Origin of the sequence: Pullulanibacillus camelliae, from assembly GCF_014642655.1 — a bacterium.
Lineage (GTDB): Bacteria > Bacillota > Bacilli > Bacillales > Sporolactobacillaceae > Pullulanibacillus > Pullulanibacillus camelliae.
Genome location: NZ_BMIR01000006.1, coordinates 66416 through 81915, shown reverse-complemented (window position 1 = coordinate 81915; position 15500 = coordinate 66416). Strand labels below are relative to the sequence as shown.

The 15500-nt window shown below is 42.2% G+C and carries 18 protein-coding genes; 1 reads left to right on the top strand and 17 read right to left on the bottom strand.

The window, feature by feature from the left end:
* Position 1: 1 nt before the first annotated feature.
* The 8 genes from spoVAD to IEW82_RS07945 all read right to left on the bottom strand — a co-directional run bounded on the left by spoVAD (position 2) and on the right by IEW82_RS07945 (position 6436).
* Positions 2 to 1012 (bottom strand): stage V sporulation protein AD, encoded by a 1011-nt coding sequence (gene spoVAD, locus IEW82_RS07980; protein ID WP_188691967.1) that lies wholly within the window; start codon positions 1010 to 1012, stop codon positions 2 to 4.
* A gap of 13 nt (positions 1013 to 1025) precedes the next feature.
* Positions 1026 to 1484 (bottom strand): stage V sporulation protein AC, encoded by a 459-nt coding sequence (spoVAC, locus tag IEW82_RS07975; RefSeq protein ID WP_188691963.1) that lies wholly within the window; start codon positions 1482 to 1484, stop codon positions 1026 to 1028.
* A gap of 30 nt (positions 1485 to 1514) precedes the next feature.
* Positions 1515 to 1937, bottom strand: coding sequence for a stage V sporulation protein AB (locus IEW82_RS07970; RefSeq protein WP_188691960.1), 423 nt, complete (start codon positions 1935 to 1937; stop codon positions 1515 to 1517).
* Positions 1924 to 2556, bottom strand: a complete 633-nt coding sequence (locus IEW82_RS07965) for a stage V sporulation protein AA (RefSeq protein ID WP_188691956.1) — start codon at positions 2554 to 2556, stop codon at positions 1924 to 1926. Before IEW82_RS07965 ends, IEW82_RS07970 begins: the two co-directional genes overlap by 14 nt.
* A 975-nt stretch (positions 2557 to 3531) precedes the next feature.
* A complete protein-coding gene (gene sigF, locus IEW82_RS07960; RefSeq protein ID WP_188691953.1) occupies positions 3532 to 4290 on the bottom strand; it encodes an RNA polymerase sporulation sigma factor SigF in 759 nt (252 codons plus the stop codon).
* A 16-nt stretch (positions 4291 to 4306) separates the two neighbouring features.
* Positions 4307 to 4747, bottom strand: a complete 441-nt coding sequence (gene spoIIAB / locus IEW82_RS07955; protein WP_188691950.1) for an anti-sigma F factor — start codon at positions 4745 to 4747, stop codon at positions 4307 to 4309.
* A gap of 1 nt (position 4748) precedes the next feature.
* Positions 4749 to 5099, bottom strand: coding sequence for an anti-sigma F factor antagonist (gene spoIIAA / locus IEW82_RS07950; protein ID WP_188691947.1), 351 nt, complete (start codon positions 5097 to 5099; stop codon positions 4749 to 4751).
* A 158-nt stretch (positions 5100 to 5257) separates the two neighbouring features.
* Entirely contained in the window at positions 5258 to 6436 is a 1179-nt protein-coding gene (locus tag IEW82_RS07945; RefSeq protein ID WP_229672438.1) for a D-alanyl-D-alanine carboxypeptidase family protein, read from the bottom strand.
* Positions 6437 to 6715: 279 nt separating this feature from the next.
* On the opposite strand from IEW82_RS07945, the gene IEW82_RS07940 reads away from it, so the two are divergent.
* Positions 6716 to 7687: a S8 family peptidase gene (locus tag IEW82_RS07940; protein ID WP_373285705.1), complete on the top strand. Its 972-nt coding sequence runs from the start codon at positions 6716 to 6718 to the stop codon at positions 7685 to 7687.
* 107 nt (positions 7688 to 7794) lie between these two features.
* On the opposite strand, the gene IEW82_RS07935 is transcribed toward IEW82_RS07940, so the two are convergent.
* The 9 genes from IEW82_RS07935 to IEW82_RS07895 form a co-directional block, all read right to left on the bottom strand.
* Complete coding sequence (locus IEW82_RS07935; protein WP_308422139.1) at positions 7795 to 8100, bottom strand: VOC family protein; 306 nt, start codon at positions 8098 to 8100, stop codon at positions 7795 to 7797.
* A gap of 478 nt (positions 8101 to 8578) precedes the next feature.
* On the bottom strand, positions 8579 to 8767 hold the full coding sequence (locus tag IEW82_RS07930; RefSeq protein ID WP_188691941.1) for an alpha/beta-type small acid-soluble spore protein: 189 nt from the start codon (positions 8765 to 8767) through the stop codon (positions 8579 to 8581).
* Between the two features lie 103 nt (positions 8768 to 8870).
* Entirely contained in the window at positions 8871 to 9638 is a 768-nt protein-coding gene (yidC, locus tag IEW82_RS07925; protein ID WP_188691938.1) for a membrane protein insertase YidC, read from the bottom strand.
* Between the two features lie 30 nt (positions 9639 to 9668).
* Complete coding sequence (locus IEW82_RS07920) at positions 9669 to 9953, bottom strand: hypothetical protein (protein WP_188691934.1); 285 nt, start codon at positions 9951 to 9953, stop codon at positions 9669 to 9671.
* Between the two features lie 346 nt (positions 9954 to 10299).
* Entirely contained in the window at positions 10300 to 11376 is a 1077-nt protein-coding gene (locus IEW82_RS07915; RefSeq protein ID WP_188691931.1) for a Gfo/Idh/MocA family protein, read from the bottom strand.
* Positions 11377 to 11397: 21 nt separating this feature from the next.
* Positions 11398 to 12489, bottom strand: coding sequence for a GNAT family N-acetyltransferase (locus IEW82_RS07910; protein WP_188691926.1), 1092 nt, complete (start codon positions 12487 to 12489; stop codon positions 11398 to 11400).
* Between the two features lie 141 nt (positions 12490 to 12630).
* Entirely contained in the window at positions 12631 to 13509 is an 879-nt protein-coding gene (locus IEW82_RS07905) for a sugar phosphate isomerase/epimerase family protein (RefSeq protein WP_188691924.1), read from the bottom strand.
* 150 nt (positions 13510 to 13659) lie between these two features.
* Positions 13660 to 14646 carry a Gfo/Idh/MocA family protein gene (locus IEW82_RS07900; protein ID WP_188691920.1) on the bottom strand — a complete coding sequence of 329 codons (987 nt, stop codon included), beginning with the start codon at positions 14644 to 14646 and terminating at the stop codon, positions 13660 to 13662.
* A gap of 19 nt (positions 14647 to 14665) precedes the next feature.
* The gene (locus tag IEW82_RS07895; RefSeq protein WP_188691918.1) at positions 14666 to 15493 is read right to left on the bottom strand and encodes a sugar phosphate isomerase/epimerase family protein; all 828 of its coding nucleotides are present in this window, start codon (positions 15491 to 15493) and stop codon (positions 14666 to 14668) included.
* Positions 15494 to 15500 lie beyond the last annotated feature (7 nt).

The window sequence follows — 15500 nt, the reverse complement described above, 5'->3', positions numbered from 1 at the left end:
TTCATTCGCCTCCTATCGATTCTAGGACTACAGCATGAGCGATACAAGGAATCGATTCTTTTTGTTGGATGATAATCGGGTTATGTAAACAACCTGTCGCGACAACCAACACGCGTTTAAGCTTTCCTCGTTTTAATTGATTTGCAACGTAACTGTACGTTACAACGGCAGAGCACGCTGCACCGCTTCCTCCCGCAAACACGGGTTGGTTCGGGCTATATATCATCAAACCACAGTCTTGATGCACACCGTTAATATCAATGCCTCTGTCCCACATGATCTCACGTAAAATCGGACTGCCGACGCTGGATAGATCTCCTGTCAAAATCATGTCATAATCACTTGGTTCTCTTCCTGTGTCTTCAAGGTGATGGGTAATGGTGTCAGCCGCAGCTGGAGCCATTGCTGAACCCATATCATTTACATCCTTAATCCCCCAATCTATCACGCGCCCCACCGTTGCTTCTGTAATCCGAATCGGACTCTCCTTCTTACTGACTAAAGAGGCTCCCGCACCCGTAACAGTAAAAGTAGCTGTTTTCGGCCTGGGGCCACCATATTCTGTAGGGTAACGAAATTGCCGTTCTGCTGTCGCATTATGGCTGCTCACCGCAGTTAATACAGAGTCGGCAAAGCCACTATCAACAAATTGTGCTGCTAACGCTAAGGTTTGCATGGATGTTGAACAGGCGCCAAACATTCCTAAATGAGGGATTTGATGTTCCTTTGCAATGCTATTTGCCGTAACGACTTGATTCAATAAATCACCTGCCATAAAAAAATCCACATCCTCAGGTTTTTTATTGACATTTTTTAAGCAAATATCAACAGCTTCTCTCATCAGCGTCCGTTCGGCAGCTTCCCAGTTTTTTTCACCACAATGTAATTTATCGTAAGTTTTATCGATCTCCGTGCCGATAGGCCCTTGTTTTTCAAGAGGACCTGCTGTTGTACCTGTTGATGCTAAATAAACAGCATTGGAAAATCGCCATGACTGCTTGCCTAATTTCATGCTTTGCACCCTCCTACCCAAGCAAGTTATTAATCGTCAATCTAATGATGCCAAAGACCGCTGCAGATACGACGCCAAAAACAATAACTGCACCAGCAAGCTTAAATAAATTTGTAGCAATACCGAGGACTACGCCTTCACTCTTGTGTTCCAAGGCAGCGCTGGTGATAGAATTGGCAAATCCTGTAACTGGAACGAGGGTGCCTGCCCCTGCAAACTGCCCGAACTTATCATAAACACCAAAGCCCGTGAGAAGCGATGAGATGAGAATCAGCGTTGCTACAGTCGGATTGCCAACAGTGTTTTGATTAAAATCGGTAAACGCAAGATAAAACTTTTCAATGCATTCTCCAATCAAACAAATAAATCCACCGACTATAAAAGCCTTTAAACAACTTACAAAGTAATTCGTTTTAGGATGAAAAGCTTTAATATTTTTTTTATATTGTTTTGGATCATTGATTGACCCCATATCAAGCACCTCATTTCTTCACTTTACTTTTTAATTATCGATAAACAATGACCAATGAAAAAGGGAACCAAACACCTTGCCCAGTACAATGGCCATCAGTAGCAATAAGATTTGCTCATGAATGCCAATTCTTTTTGCTAAAATTGGCAGGACATTGAGCACCTCTGTTAAAGCTGCCGCTAAAAGCCCAACAAAAAGTCCTGCTCCAACACCGATCGGAATCAGCAAAAAATGGGATAAGTCAAAATGGATGTTGCGTAAGCCAACCCATGTTCCAAATACAACACTGAATACGACGCTCCATTCATATTCTCTGATAAATTGGTGCGTTTTAGTCAATTGCGACAGCCTTGGAATAATACCAAGTACTGAAAGAAAGGCAACAAAGCCACATCCGACAGACAAGCCTCCAGAAAGCCCGATGATAATCAAAAGAATATTACTCATTACCATGTTCTTTTGACTCACTCTTCTGTTTTTCATGGAAAAGGATATAGCGATCCAAATCCTGCTCATAATTAAACATTTCCACTTCTAAGGGACTCGGCTCCTCATTAAATCGCTTTTTGAAAATGTGATTAAAAAACAGGATCATGCCAATACCAATGCCAATGGAATAGGGAATCTGCAGGATCAAAGGCTTATCATTCACCTTGCCAGTTACCATTGTGTAAATTTTACGGTGTACCTCAGGCATAGCAACATCCTCATGAAAATTCATGATTGTTAAACCCGATCCAATAAACAAAAGAATCCAAACGAGCAAAAATAATACCCTTTTAAATTTTTGTTTTTTCATCGTTACGACAATAATGGTTTGTGAAGGACCAATTGTCTGGATATCCGATGTCGGATAAAGCTGATTGATTTCTCTAATAAGATCCATGGCGTCGATGACTACAAATGTATTGTCCTCAGGTTTAATGCGATGGACACAAGTCGTTTCGATTCTCTCCTTCATCTCGCTTGGAGCAATCACTTGTGCGAGCTCCTTAACATTAATCGCTTGACCAACTGTTCCAGATATCTTGTGGCGAAGTCGAATATAAATCGTATGTGTTTGTGATGCCATCACCATCTCCCCCTTACTGAATAGTATGGATTGCAAAGAATAACACCATTCTTTACCGATGTGATATCCATAACTTACCTACATTCCCAGGTGCCAATAAAGAAAGTGCTTTGCTTGGTGCTCATGTCGTGATCATAAAGCCATCACACATGAAGGAGACATCACAAGCCATAACTGACAATAATTTAAAGCCAACACTCACACTTTCTTCCTTAGAAAGCGCAGCGAAAAGCTATAAGTGCTAATAACAGAAAAAACCGGAAAAGCGCATAGAAAATTTTTGTAAGGAAAGCAAGCGTTCTAGAGCGGAATCGCGCACCGTCCTCATGACCAAAATTTTATACTTTCTTTTCTGTGAACAAATCTGCGAGGCAGGCTTCCGAATTCAGGGTGTGGGCGTGGCAAAAGACAGACGTAAGAGAACAAATACCAGTTTCAGCGCAACAAAAGCCCTAGGCATCTTAACAAATGCCTCAGCCCAAATAACAAATAATGCGCGAAATGAACAAATAGAGAGCAAAACCACGGGGCACGTTTCCGAATCCAGGGGTGAGCGTAACAAAAGCGCATTTCAACTTAACAAAAGGCCAGTTCCTTTTAACAAAAACCTCGACCAAATTAACAAATAAAGCTTGAAGTTTCCGAATAGAGAACAAATCCACGGGGCATGTTTCCGAATCCAAGGGTGAGCGTAACAAAAGCGCATTTCAACTTAACAAAAGGCTAGTTCCTTTTAACAAAAACCTCGACCAAATTAACAAATAAAGCTTGAAGTTTCCGAATAGAGAGCAAAACCACGAGGCATGTTTCCGAATCCAAGGATAAGCGTAACAAAAGGCTGAGTTAAAATAACAAATTCTATCTCAAAGAAACAAAAGATGTAGGCTTCGGTGAACAAATTCCGTTAGCTTATCCTTAAGAATTAACACCCAAAATTTTATACTTCCTTATTATTCAAAAAAAAGGGTCAGATGGCTAATCCGCCATCTGACTCTTAATATCCGTCAATATTTTCTTTTCTAGTCGTGACACCTGCACTTGTGATATCCCCAATCTTTCAGCTACTTCTGATTGGGTTTGATCCTTAAAATATCGGAGATAAACGATGAGGCGCTCGCGTTCCTGTAAATGTTTAACCGCCTCTCGAAGGGCAATCTTATCAAACCATTTCCCTTCATCATTATCGGAGATCTGATCCAATAATGTAATAGGATCACCATCATTTTCATAGACTGTTTCGTGAATCGATGACGGCGAGCGAATGGCTTCTTGAGACATGATCACTTCTTCTGTAGATATCCCAAGTGAGTCAGCCAGCTCATTAACAGTGGGATTACGCCCCATTTTTTTGGAAAGCGCATCGCGTTTTTTACGCACTTTGTTTCCCATTTCCTTCAATGAACGACTGACCTTAATCGTCCCATCATCGCGAATAAAGCGTTGAATTTCGCCAATGATCATCGGAACTGCGTAAGTGGAAAATTTCACATCATAAGATAGATCAAATTTATCCACCGACTTCAAAAGACCTATACAACCAATTTGGAATAAATCATCTGCCTCATAGCCACGATTCATAAAGCGTTGGACAACAGACCATACCAAACGCATATTTTTTTGAACAATGAGGTCACGTGACTCCTTGTCACCTTCCTGACTTTTCTTAATCAATTCCTTTACTTCGGCATCGTCTAAGAGAGGTTCTTTTGCGTCCTGCTTAACTTTGACATCCATGGGCATGTCTCCCTAGTTAATTGCACAAGGCCTTGTTTTTAGATAGCTGTTTAGATAAATAGATTGTCGTCCCTTGATTAGGAACTGATGTAATCTCAATATGATCCATAAAATTTTCCATAATCGTAAAGCCCATACCTGATCGTTCTAATTCTGGTTTTGTTGTAAATAAAGGCTGTCTTGCTTCCTCAAGATTCATAATGCCTACACCTTCATCCTTAATGGTTAAGCTGATGACATCATCCTCAATCCAAGCTTTAATATAGACAGTACCTACCCCTTTGTTTTCATAACCATGAATAATTGCATTCGTCACTGCTTCAGACACAACCGTTTTGATTTCAGTTAATTCATCCATTGTTGGATCGAGCTGTGCGACAAATGCCGCAACTGTAACACGAGCAAACGATTCATTTTCACTGATCGCTGTGAATTCAAGTGCCATTTCATTTCTCACCCTAGGCCACCCCCAATGTGTGAAGCGCTGTGGCTTCATTATCTTCAAATCGAATGATTTTAAACATACCAGACATTTCAAAGAGTCGTTTAACAGGGGCGGAAATGGAACAGACAACCATTTGGCCGCCGATACTTGTGATCTCCTTATAACGCCCTAAAATAACACCTAGTCCTGAACTATCCATAAATTCTAGCTCACCTAAATTTAGCAAAATATGCTTGATTAGATGCTTGTCCAAGATGTCAGTGACTTGAGAACGTAGTTTATCAGCAGAATGATGGTCCAATTCTCCAACAAGTCGAATACAAAGGACTTGATCCTTCACTTCCAAATCAATATGCAGTCCCACCAGGTTTCTCCTCCTTTTTTAAAGCTGATGATCCAAGCGTCAGTAGGAAAAATTCATCACTCATTCATCTTAACCAGACGCTTCACCTGCCTTTATTCCTGATTTCGTTATCGCTATCGATAATTCCTTCTACCTGACAAAACTAGTGGTTCTTCGACTTACCACGATCCATTTGTCATTTTTCCGATACTTCTTTTAAAGAGATGCCACCATCCCGCTTTGTGCACATCTTCTTTTAACACAAGAGGCGTCTTACTCAAAATTTGTCGATCGGAAGTAACAACATAATAGCCGACAATCGTTCCCGCCTTCATTGGTGCCTTTAAATGGCCATGGACAATGATTTCTTTATGATAATTGTTTTTACCCTTGCCTTTCTGCTTTAATAGCACGACAGGTTCTTTTGTCATGATCGGCACAGTTCCTTCTTTACTTTTATTAATTTGCACCTGTTCAATGACTTTCCCTGCTTTTTCTAACTGCTCCGTTTCAAAGTTGGCAAACGCATAATTTAACATTTGTGCAATTTGCTTATTGCGTTCCTTCGGCGTAGGTGCTCCCATGACAACAGCAATAACACGCATACCATTGCGCTTAGCTGTCGCTGTTAAACAATATTTTGCTTTTTGGGTAAAGCCTGTTTTCAGACCGTCAACGCCTTGATATGATTTCAACATCTTATTTGTATTGACAAGCCAAAATTTTTTATCGGAATTTTCCCTCAAATAATCTTCATATGTAGATGTGTATTTAAGAACCTCTTGATAATGGAGTAATGCCCTAGCCATCACAGCCATATCATGCGATGTAGAATAATGATTATCTGCCGGCAATCCCGTTGGATTTTTAAAATGAGTATGCTTTAGGCCTAATGCCTTTGCTTCCGTATTCATTTTTTTGACAAAGGCCCCTTCAGATCCCGCAATGTGCTCCGCTAAGGCCATAGAAGCATCATTTGCTGACCCGATTGCAATGGCTTTCAACAAGTCATTAACCGTCATTTCTTCTCCTGGTTCTAAAAAGATCTGTGAACCTCCCATGGATGCCGCATGCTCACTCACTTTGACTTTTTCGTCTAAAGCCAGATTATGGTTATCAATCGCTTTAAAAATTAAAAGCAAAGTCATGATCTTTGTCATGCTTGCTGGTGGTAATTCTTTATCGCCATTTTTGGAATAGAGAATCTTTCCCGTTCCTTGTTCCATTAAAATAGCCGACTTTACATTTTGTACAAGCGACGTCTTATCTTGAGATTGTTCTTTTGCAAATACCGAAGCCTGGGGTAGCCCGGTAAAAGCGACCATCGCGCTCAATATGAATGCGACGAATGTCTTCAAATTGATCACTCCTATCCATGGTCTTTACTAGTTTTCGCAATAATCTCCATTAGTATACCTAGACATTCTTTCTTTATACGCCTTTTTCAGAGAATTTTTCCCCAGATCAACTAGTCATTTTAGTAGATAAACCTTTACCTACCTTGTCCAAACTTTTTTACTAGTAGTGCCTTTTTTTGCTAGGTCATAAGCTTCATTTTCCTTTAAAACAGTTTACAGTGCCTAGTTTTGTTGGTATAACCAAATAGACAAATATTTCTGAAAAGGGTGTGAATGAAGATGGAAGAAATGAGACTTATTCCTTATCACGTTGAAAGCACCGTCGAGCAAACTTCAGAGGTGCCTAAAGGCATTGAACTGATTCAAGCTCCAGAAATTTGGGATGAAAGTAAGAAAGGCAAAGGTGTCGTTGTTGCAGTTATTGACACAGGCGTCCAGACTGATCACCCTGATCTTGCAGACAGAATTATTGGTGGATATAACTTTACGTCGGATTACGATAATGATCCAAATAATTTTTATGATAATAATGGGCATGGCACGCATGTGTCTGGCACCATTGCAGCCTCGGAAAATGATCAAGGGGTTGTTGGTGTAGCACCTGAAGCCAGCATTTTAGCTTTAAAAGTCTTAACAAGTGAAGGCAGTGGCCAATATGATTGGATCATTAAAGGCATACAATATGCTACCAATTGGAAAGGGGCAGGTGGCGAACGCGTTGGCGTCATCTCTATGTCCCTCGGAGGCCCTGAGGATGTTCCAGAAATGCATCAGGCAATTATCGAAGCCGTCAACAGCGGCATTCCGGTTGTCGTTGCTGCTGGTAATGAAGGGGATAATCGTGAAGATACCTTCGAATATTCTTATCCAGGAAGCTATAACGAAGTCATTGAGGTCGGAGCAGTTGATCTAGATTTGAAGCTTGCCTCTTTCTCCGATACCAATACAGAAGTTGATGTCGTTGCCCCTGGGGTGCAAATTTTATCCACTTATCCGCAAAATAAATACGCGGTATTATCAGGGACGTCGATGGCTACACCACATGTTTCAGGTGCGATCGCTTTATTAAAAAATCTGACCAGTACCTATTTTGATCGAGAGCTTACCGAAGCAGAGCTTTATGCGCAATTGATCAGGCGCACTTTACCACTCGGCTATCGTGGCAGCTCAGAAGGGAATGGCATCGTCTCATTAGACCTTCTCAGTCAAATTCAAAAAGTGATCAAGCCTGCAACAGAACAAAAAAGCTAACCCTATAAGTCAAACTGGCCCCTCATTGTTATGGGCTTTAACAATGGGGAGCCAGTTTTTCTATGAGTAAAAATGTCTTTCTCCTATCAGCTCTACATGTTCTCCCTTTAAGACTTCCAATTTAAACATTCGATTCGATTCCCAAACGGATCATTAACGTAAAAGCGCGTTGCACCAGGCAAGCGATCATCCTCAGTGATGGCTATCCCATTTTGAATTAAATGCGCTCGCAGCTCATCTAAATTTTTGATGTAAAAGGCGGGATGGGCTTTTGTTGCAGGTTTAAACGGCTCTTGAATCCCCACATGTAACTGCTGCTCGCCACACTGAAACCAGACACCTCCATTTTTAGCCAATGTTTCTGGCTTGGCAATCTCAGTCATTCCTAGCATTTCAGAAAAAAAGTGTCTCACCTGCTCTTCACTGCCTTTGGCGCAGTAAGCTGAACATGGTCTATGCCTTCATAACTCACTCTCATTAGCCACAACCCTTCCTTTATTAATAGTACCTTTAGTATAAGACACTCATATGATAAGAATATTTAATTATTTTTATCAATATTAATAATTATTTATTATGTAAAGAAGACAAAAAAACATGCCGGAGTGTGAGGAATTATTTTGTTTAAGCAAGCGAACTCTTTCCCTAGATTTAGTAAAACCGGGCGAAAAGCATACCCGGTCCTTGTCTAGCTATAAGAGCATCATCAGATATGGTAGAGGCTTTATGGTCAAGTGGAGTGGAGCACAAGGCGCGGGGAGGCTTACCACTCCCCCCGCAGAAAGCGAGCGGCCTGGAGTGGAAATCCCCATCGCCCTCATGACCAGAAATTTTATACTTTCTGATCTTTTAAAAAAAGGAGCTCAGCTAAAACTGAACTCCTTTTCTCTCCTATTTATTTTGGAGACTTTGTTCGGCGATTTTGATCATACGTTTGACCATTTCGCCGCCCACAGATCCATTGGCACGTGCAGTGGTGTCTGCGCCCAGTTCTACGCCAAACTCACTAGCGATTTCTTCCTTCATCTGATCCAATGCTCGATCTGCACCTGGCACTAACAACTTATTGTTATTTGCCATAACAGAATCACTCCCTGTGGGTTTTGAACAGGTACCCGTTCATTAGTAAGGTTTGAAGAAACCAGCGTTTTTAAACTGGGAATTGCCGGGATTTCTTCAACCATTAGGAGCGAGGCAAAGCTTCTGATTCCGCCTGTTTTCGCTGCATCAAACGATTAGCCACCCAGGATTGTATAATGAGAAAGCTTCCTCCAACAGTCCAATACAAAGGGAAAACGGCTGGTGTTTGAAATGAAAAGACCATGATCATGATCGGCGAAATCAAACCAACCCACTTCATTGAGCCCTGTTGGGGATTTGGCATAAAGGATTGCGACACCTTAAATTGCAGAAAATAGACAGCACCCGCGATTAACGTCAAAAAAACGTCAGGACTACCTAAGCTAAACCACAAAAAATGATGGCTGGCGATTTCGCTTGAACTGCGAATCGCATAATAAAAAGCCATTAAGATCGGCATTTGAATCACTAAAGGCAAACAGCCCATCGATAATGGATTCACACCATGCTTGCTATAGAGCCCCATCATTTCCTGTTGTAATTCTCTTTGTTTTTGCTGATCTTTTGTCTCTTTAATCTGTTTTTGGATCGCATCAAGCTCCGGCTTCAGGGCAGCCATTTTTTCCTTCATTTTATTCTGGTTAACATATTGTCTGATCATTAATGGTGATAAGGCCAAGCGGATAACGAGTGTGATCACAATGATAGCCAGTCCATAATCGCCAGCAAAAAGAGAAGCCGTCCACTGAATGAGTGCTGCAAACGGCTCAACAAAGGTGTGATGGAAAAACCCTGTCGATCCTTGCTGCTGCTGACACCCACTTAACATCAATAAGCCTAAAGCACTTAAAATCCAAACATATTTTTTCATTATTTGCCTCCTAAATGTTAAAAGTATGCTTTAACAAATAGAAAGGCAATGTGCCTCATTATCATCTGGCGGACTGTCTTTGCGCTTGATGAACACCGTCAGCCAATGTACCCTTTCGCAAACGGTTTGCCTTAAGCGAAAGGACGATTCATCATTTAATGCCTGCACCGCCACCGTTTGACTGTGACAAGAGACATAGCGTTCATTTTTATGTAAAAGATACAGAATAACCGAACCATAGGATAACCCTAATAGCACAATCAAGGTCATAAAATAAAGTTCATGGTCATTCGTAAATAAAAATAACGTCTCCATGTTGCGACTCCTTAAATCGTAATACTTTATTTACGAACAAAATGAATAAAAGGTTTCATTTTTTAATTTGAATTCCCCAAACAGGTTCCCAATGGCGTAGTATTAATAATTTCAATCCACGCACTCATGAAGAGTGCGACGCGAAATCCTGCAAATCACAACCTATAAAGTACCATTAAATACAATAAATAGAAGGAAGCGAGCAGCCGGCAAGCAAGCAGAGGAGAATGGGAATCCACACTGTCCTGATGTTCAAAATTTTATATTCTCTTATCCTAAAAAAAGAGCTGATCCAAATCGTCATGTGCTGTGACATTTCGGATCACCCCTTGCTTTCCCTCTTCGTTTATCCTACTGTAGAATTTGATGTGGTCAGGCTTACTTCCTTTTTCTGTTCTGCAGATTGTTTGATGCCCTCCAACATGCGGACAACGTAGGCACCATCTGTAACAGGACTTATCGGCTGCTTATGTTGCCTGACTGATGAAACGAAATGAGCAATTTCAGTTTCATAAGGATCATTGCGGTCAACTGCGATGTTAGCCTCCGTAAAGAGGTTTGCTTTTTCCGAATAGAATGTCAGTGGTTCTAAAGAGACGCCCCCTTTTGAACCAAAAATATCAATCTTGATCGCATCGTCTTGAGCACCGTTGGTTGCCCAGCTTGCTTCAAGGCTCACCACTAAATGATTTTGAAAGCGAATAAAAGCACTGGCGAAATCCTCTACATCAAAAACCCGATTATCCTGATTGTAAGGTACAGCTGATTTCCAGCGCGATTGCATAGCCGTGTCATAACGGCCGATACCGGTTACCATATGCCCAGAAACAGTCTCTGCCACAGGTTTGCCAAGCAGCCACCAAGCCAAATCTAATGCATGGACACCGATATCCATTAAAGGGCCTCCGCCTGATTTTGCAAAATCCGTAAACCAGCCTGTTGGCGTGCCACGGCGTCTTAAAATCTGAGCCTTCGCATAATAAATGTCGCCAAGATCTCCTGTTTCAATGATCGCCTTCAACGCTTTTGCTTCATTGCGATATCGATGGGTCATTCCCACCATGGCAATCTTTTCATGTTGCTCAACAGCAACTAGCAGCTTTTGACATTCTGCATATGAGATCCCGAGCGGTTTTTCAACGAGCACATCCGCCCCATGCTTCACCGCAGCCAACGCCGGCAAAATATGAGCGCCATTTGGCGTACAGACACTTACTGCATCCAATGCTTCTTTTGTCAGCATGTCTTCATAATCACTGTATACATGAGGGACATCAAATTTTTTTGCCATGACCTCTGCCCGTTCTTGATCCAAATCTGCTAAAGCGACCAGTTCTACTGCATCATGTGTGTGATAGTAGGGCAAATGACCAAGCTCCGCAATAGACCCTGCTCCAATTACTCCCACTCTAATTTTACTCATCACACTACCTCCCCTTAATTTTTAAATATAATTTAACCCCGCTGTATAAGGCAGCGGAATGGTTATACTAGGAAGACCTTCTTGTCTAGCCTTGGGATCAAACAAATAAGAAACCAGCGCTTCACTTGTCATCTCAACATCTATGCCTTGCCTGCGAATAATGATCCTCTTTTCCCCTTTATCTAATTGCCAATCCTGTACCTGTGCAGACGGAAAAGCTTCTGAAAAATATGGGCCAAGCTGCTTGAAAAAACGCTCAATATCGACGAGATGAATAGTCCCTTGATTAGCCTGGTAATGATGTGAAAAATCAGAAAGCCTCTCGATGAGTTCTTTTTCTTGCCACGGTACATTGATCTTTAATGATTTTAATGCATAATGCACCTTGGCTGCTTGTAAAAGGGAACGGATGGCTTGTGGATCACCCCCCCACTCTACTGCAACAGCTTCAGACTGACTATGACGATAAGGGACACCAACAATTAGGAAGGCTTGGGTGCTGCCTTGTTGTTCAGCAAGTAATACACGATGCTGCTGCTTAATACAGCTAGCATAAGCTTCTGCATGAATATATACACTCATATCATATGGCGTCAACGCATAGCCCACAGGTCTGTTATTGGCCAATTCTGTTACCCGATGCACATCTCGAGGGCTGTACTCACGAATGGCAAACGTATGATCCATCGAACCAGCCACTTCTATTTCAAATTGCAGCACCTCACCAAATGGATAACAATCAGCTCGTCGATAGAGTGGACGATCTCCAGAGACGAGCAAGAGCGCAGCCTCTGTCTGCTTGATATCACGCAACAGCTTATCAAGAATTTGACTCGCATACCCTTTGCCGCGAGACGCAGGGTCTGTGCATACTGAACCTAGCGAATAACTATGAACGTGGGCTTTACCTACTCGAATCACGGATGGCACCAGCCCCATAAAGGCGACCAAGCGCTCTCCTTCAAAAGCGCCATAGGACTGCTCAATCATTTCGGACGAAAAGATGGTTGGAAACGCCTCTCCCATTGATTTTTGCTCAGTATCTCGAAACACCGCATCAGAAAGCTTAATCGCCTGTGTTGCCTCTTCTGAGCGTAATTGCCTGATCTCCATAACATTCTCCTTTGTAAAAGAGATTTAGAAATTGAAAAGCGTCGACACTAAAAAATAAGTAGAAATAAAAAATGCTTAGAATAAGATCTGTCTTAATAGCAATCGGCGATACGCCACCTTTTCAACTCAAACAGCCTATCCTCAGTCCGCCGTCGTTTCAAGTTCATCCCAAAATCGCCGTAAGTTATCAAGGCCAATCTTTGAGCCTGTTAAACAATCCTCCATTCCTTCAAACTCTAAGGAAATATAACTGTCATAACCCGCTTCTTTAATCACCTTCAAAATACTCCGGATATCAATATCACCGTGTCCGACAATAGCCCCTCTTAAATAATGTCCAGCAGCCGAACGAAACCACCCCTCTCCAGGATCTAAATGAGCGGGTCTGCGATAAAAATCTTTAAAATGCACCATTGAAGCGATTCCGATATTCTTTTGGACAGCAGCTAATGGATCTTCATCCGCACAAAGAAAGTTGCCAACATCCATTGTCGTTCGATAATTCGGACGATTAACTGCGGCCACTAACCGCCGCACACGATCCGCAGCCTGAACATGAAACCCATGGTTTTCCACACTTGTTGTGATATCATAACCAGCAGCATAATCCGCAATCTCCCGACAGGCCTCCACAAGCTTAGGTAAATCCGCTTCAAACTGAGCGATGGAATTTTCCCCAGGTGGACGCCAAGCAACATCATGGCGCATGAGTTGGCATCCCAGGCGATGGGCGATATCAACTTCACTTTTAACACGTTCTATTTCCTGTGCTAATGCCTCAGAGGTCTTGTCAACAAAATTAGCACCGATCGCGTAATTTGACAGATCAATCCCGACCTTAAGTGCCTTTTCTCTCACCTGGTCCACGAGCTCATCATGCTCTACAAAGCTAAATCCGATTGGTACAATTTCTACATGCTCGGCTCCCTGCTCCTTGCTCCACTCTATGACATCTAAAATAGTCATATTCCCTTTTTTTAGTGCACCATTTAAGCTATATGAGCTTAGCCCGAATTTCACTTTCTTCCCTCCATCCTCTTTTATAAAGCGCTTTTATTTTGACCTTTTTCTCTATTAAGTAAATTATATATCTGTTTCTCAAGAATTAAAGGATGAGTTTCATTAGATGGCTTTCACTTCCTTGTCTTAAAAAGATATTTCCTCTATTGATCATTTGGCTACATAAAAATCGGATAGCATGAGGCTTTCCCCTGTTTTGGCCGATGCGTTCGCCGCCAAGGTCACTGCCAGTGTTTTTAATCCCTCAGAATAGGGCGCGCGAATAAAGGAAGGATCATTTTGTTTTACCGCTTGAATAAAAGCGTCATCCTGCGCACCATAAAAGTCCTGCGTTGTCGTCCATTCAGTCCGCTTGCCCTTTTCAATGATGACTACAGATGAAAAGGTGATTTCTACTCGAAAATCCTTACCAAGCACTTCAAGTCCTGCTCTAAAATCAGGTTGAGTTAATGTGGCGTCTAAATGGCCTATTGCTCCTGAAGTAAACCGACAATTAACGGAGGTCACATCAGCAATGGTCATTTGATCAATAACGTTTAAGACACGGCAGGCCATATTTGCCGAAACTCGTTCGATGTCACCAGCAATATAACGCATCAAATCAAGGACATGAGTTGCCTGCTCGACAAGCTGCCCTCCTGATTTGTCCTGCTGCCGAAACCACGGGGTTGGAACAAATCCACCTAAATAATACCCACGAATCATGGCGATGGGTTTGTCCTGTAAGTATGTCTTTGCGTGATCTAACACATCGATATAGCGGAGACAATAACCCGTCGCATGGAGAATTCCTGCCCTTTCAATTGCATCCGCCTTAGCGTAAGCTTTATCCAAATCAAGTTCTATTGGCTTTTCCACAAGGAGATGAATCCCTCGCTCTGCTGCTTTCTCTTCTATGTCGCCATGCGCAAAGGGAGGAACGCAGATAAATAACGCATCAAGACGTTCATTCATCAATAGATCATCGACATCCGTATAAAAGGTAGAACTCCCCATCGCTAGCGCCTTTTCTTCTACCGCTTGTGCATTGACATCACAAAGAGCAACGCTATCGACATCTGGATGCTGTGATAAATGCTTCAAATGCACCGATCCGATACCTCCTACACCAATCAAGCCAACTTTAACCTTATCCATTTTCTCAACCTCCACCAGTCTATCCTTCTATTTTTTCACTGCACCGTAGAATGGCATCCATTTGCTTCGATGTGTCATAAGCCAGTTGCTCCGGGAGCGATTGATAAGGCGATAGTTCTGCTGTCACTGTATCCGTATAGCCGATCGCTTCTAAAGCATGCGTGACTGCCTGCCAATTCACTGCCCCTGCTAATAATGGAACAAAACCATTGGCTTCACGATAATCCTTGACATGGACCTTCATGATGCGCTTACCCAAACTGTGCATCCATTGCTCAGGATAACCGTAACGGACAACATTGCCTACATCAAAATAAGCCCCTAACCATGGTGAATGAAAGGCATCGATATACTGAACCATCTCCATCGGAGAAAGCAAGAACTTATTCCAAACATTTTCTATGCCTATCTTTACTTGATGACGTTCAGCGATAGGCAGGAGCTCCTCTAATTGTGCTTGGCTGCGCGCCCAGCATTGTTCATAAGAGGTCGTTTCCGTAACAACACCAGGCACAACTAAAACGGTATCCACGCCCATTGCCGATGCGAGCTCAAGCTGTTTCTCAATGACACGCCTTCCTTTTTCTTGACACTCCGTATCAGGTGAAGATAATGGCCATTTCCATAACAAGGAGGTGGAGAGACTCCTAAGCTTGAGCCCAAAGGCTTCAGCACGCCTAGCGATCGCTTCTGCTTCGTTAATGGTTGTAGATAGCGTCAATCCGATGTCATGTTCTGGATTGACATTTAACTCAATAGCATCAAACGCCGCTTGTTGCGCATAAAGAAAGACCTTATCCAAAGGTGTTCCTTCCGGAAAGCACCATTGATTAATTCCTTTTAACATACTTATC

Excerpts from the sequence above, each read along its gene's own strand:
- spoVAD (WP_188691967.1), bottom strand. The coding sequence starts at position 1,012 with ATGAAATTAGGCAAGCAGTCATGGCGATTTTCCAATGCTGTTTATTTA.
- spoVAC (WP_188691963.1), bottom strand. The coding sequence starts at position 1,484 with ATGGGGTCAATCAATGATCCAAAACAATATAAAAAAAATATTAAAGCT.
- IEW82_RS07970 (WP_188691960.1), bottom strand. The coding sequence starts at position 1,937 with ATGGTAATGAGTAATATTCTTTTGATTATCATCGGGCTTTCTGGAGGC.
- IEW82_RS07965 (WP_188691956.1), bottom strand. The coding sequence starts at position 2,556 with ATGGCATCACAAACACATACGATTTATATTCGACTTCGCCACAAGATA.
- sigF (WP_188691953.1), bottom strand. The coding sequence starts at position 4,290 with ATGGATGTCAAAGTTAAGCAGGACGCAAAAGAACCTCTCTTAGACGAT.
- IEW82_RS07940 (WP_373285705.1), top strand. The coding sequence starts at position 6,716 with ATGGAAGAAATGAGACTTATTCCTTATCACGTTGAAAGCACCGTCGAG.
- IEW82_RS07930 (WP_188691941.1), bottom strand. The coding sequence starts at position 8,767 with ATGGCAAATAACAATAAGTTGTTAGTGCCAGGTGCAGATCGAGCATTG.
- yidC (WP_188691938.1), bottom strand. The coding sequence starts at position 9,638 with ATGAAAAAATATGTTTGGATTTTAAGTGCTTTAGGCTTATTGATGTTA.
- IEW82_RS07920 (WP_188691934.1), bottom strand. The coding sequence starts at position 9,953 with ATGGAGACGTTATTTTTATTTACGAATGACCATGAACTTTATTTTATG.
- IEW82_RS07915 (WP_188691931.1), bottom strand. The coding sequence starts at position 11,376 with ATGAGTAAAATTAGAGTGGGAGTAATTGGAGCAGGGTCTATTGCGGAG.
- IEW82_RS07910 (WP_188691926.1), bottom strand. The coding sequence starts at position 12,489 with ATGGAGATCAGGCAATTACGCTCAGAAGAGGCAACACAGGCGATTAAG.
- IEW82_RS07900 (WP_188691920.1), bottom strand. The coding sequence starts at position 14,646 with ATGGATAAGGTTAAAGTTGGCTTGATTGGTGTAGGAGGTATCGGATCG.
- IEW82_RS07895 (WP_188691918.1), bottom strand. The coding sequence starts at position 15,493 with ATGTTAAAAGGAATTAATCAATGGTGCTTTCCGGAAGGAACACCTTTG.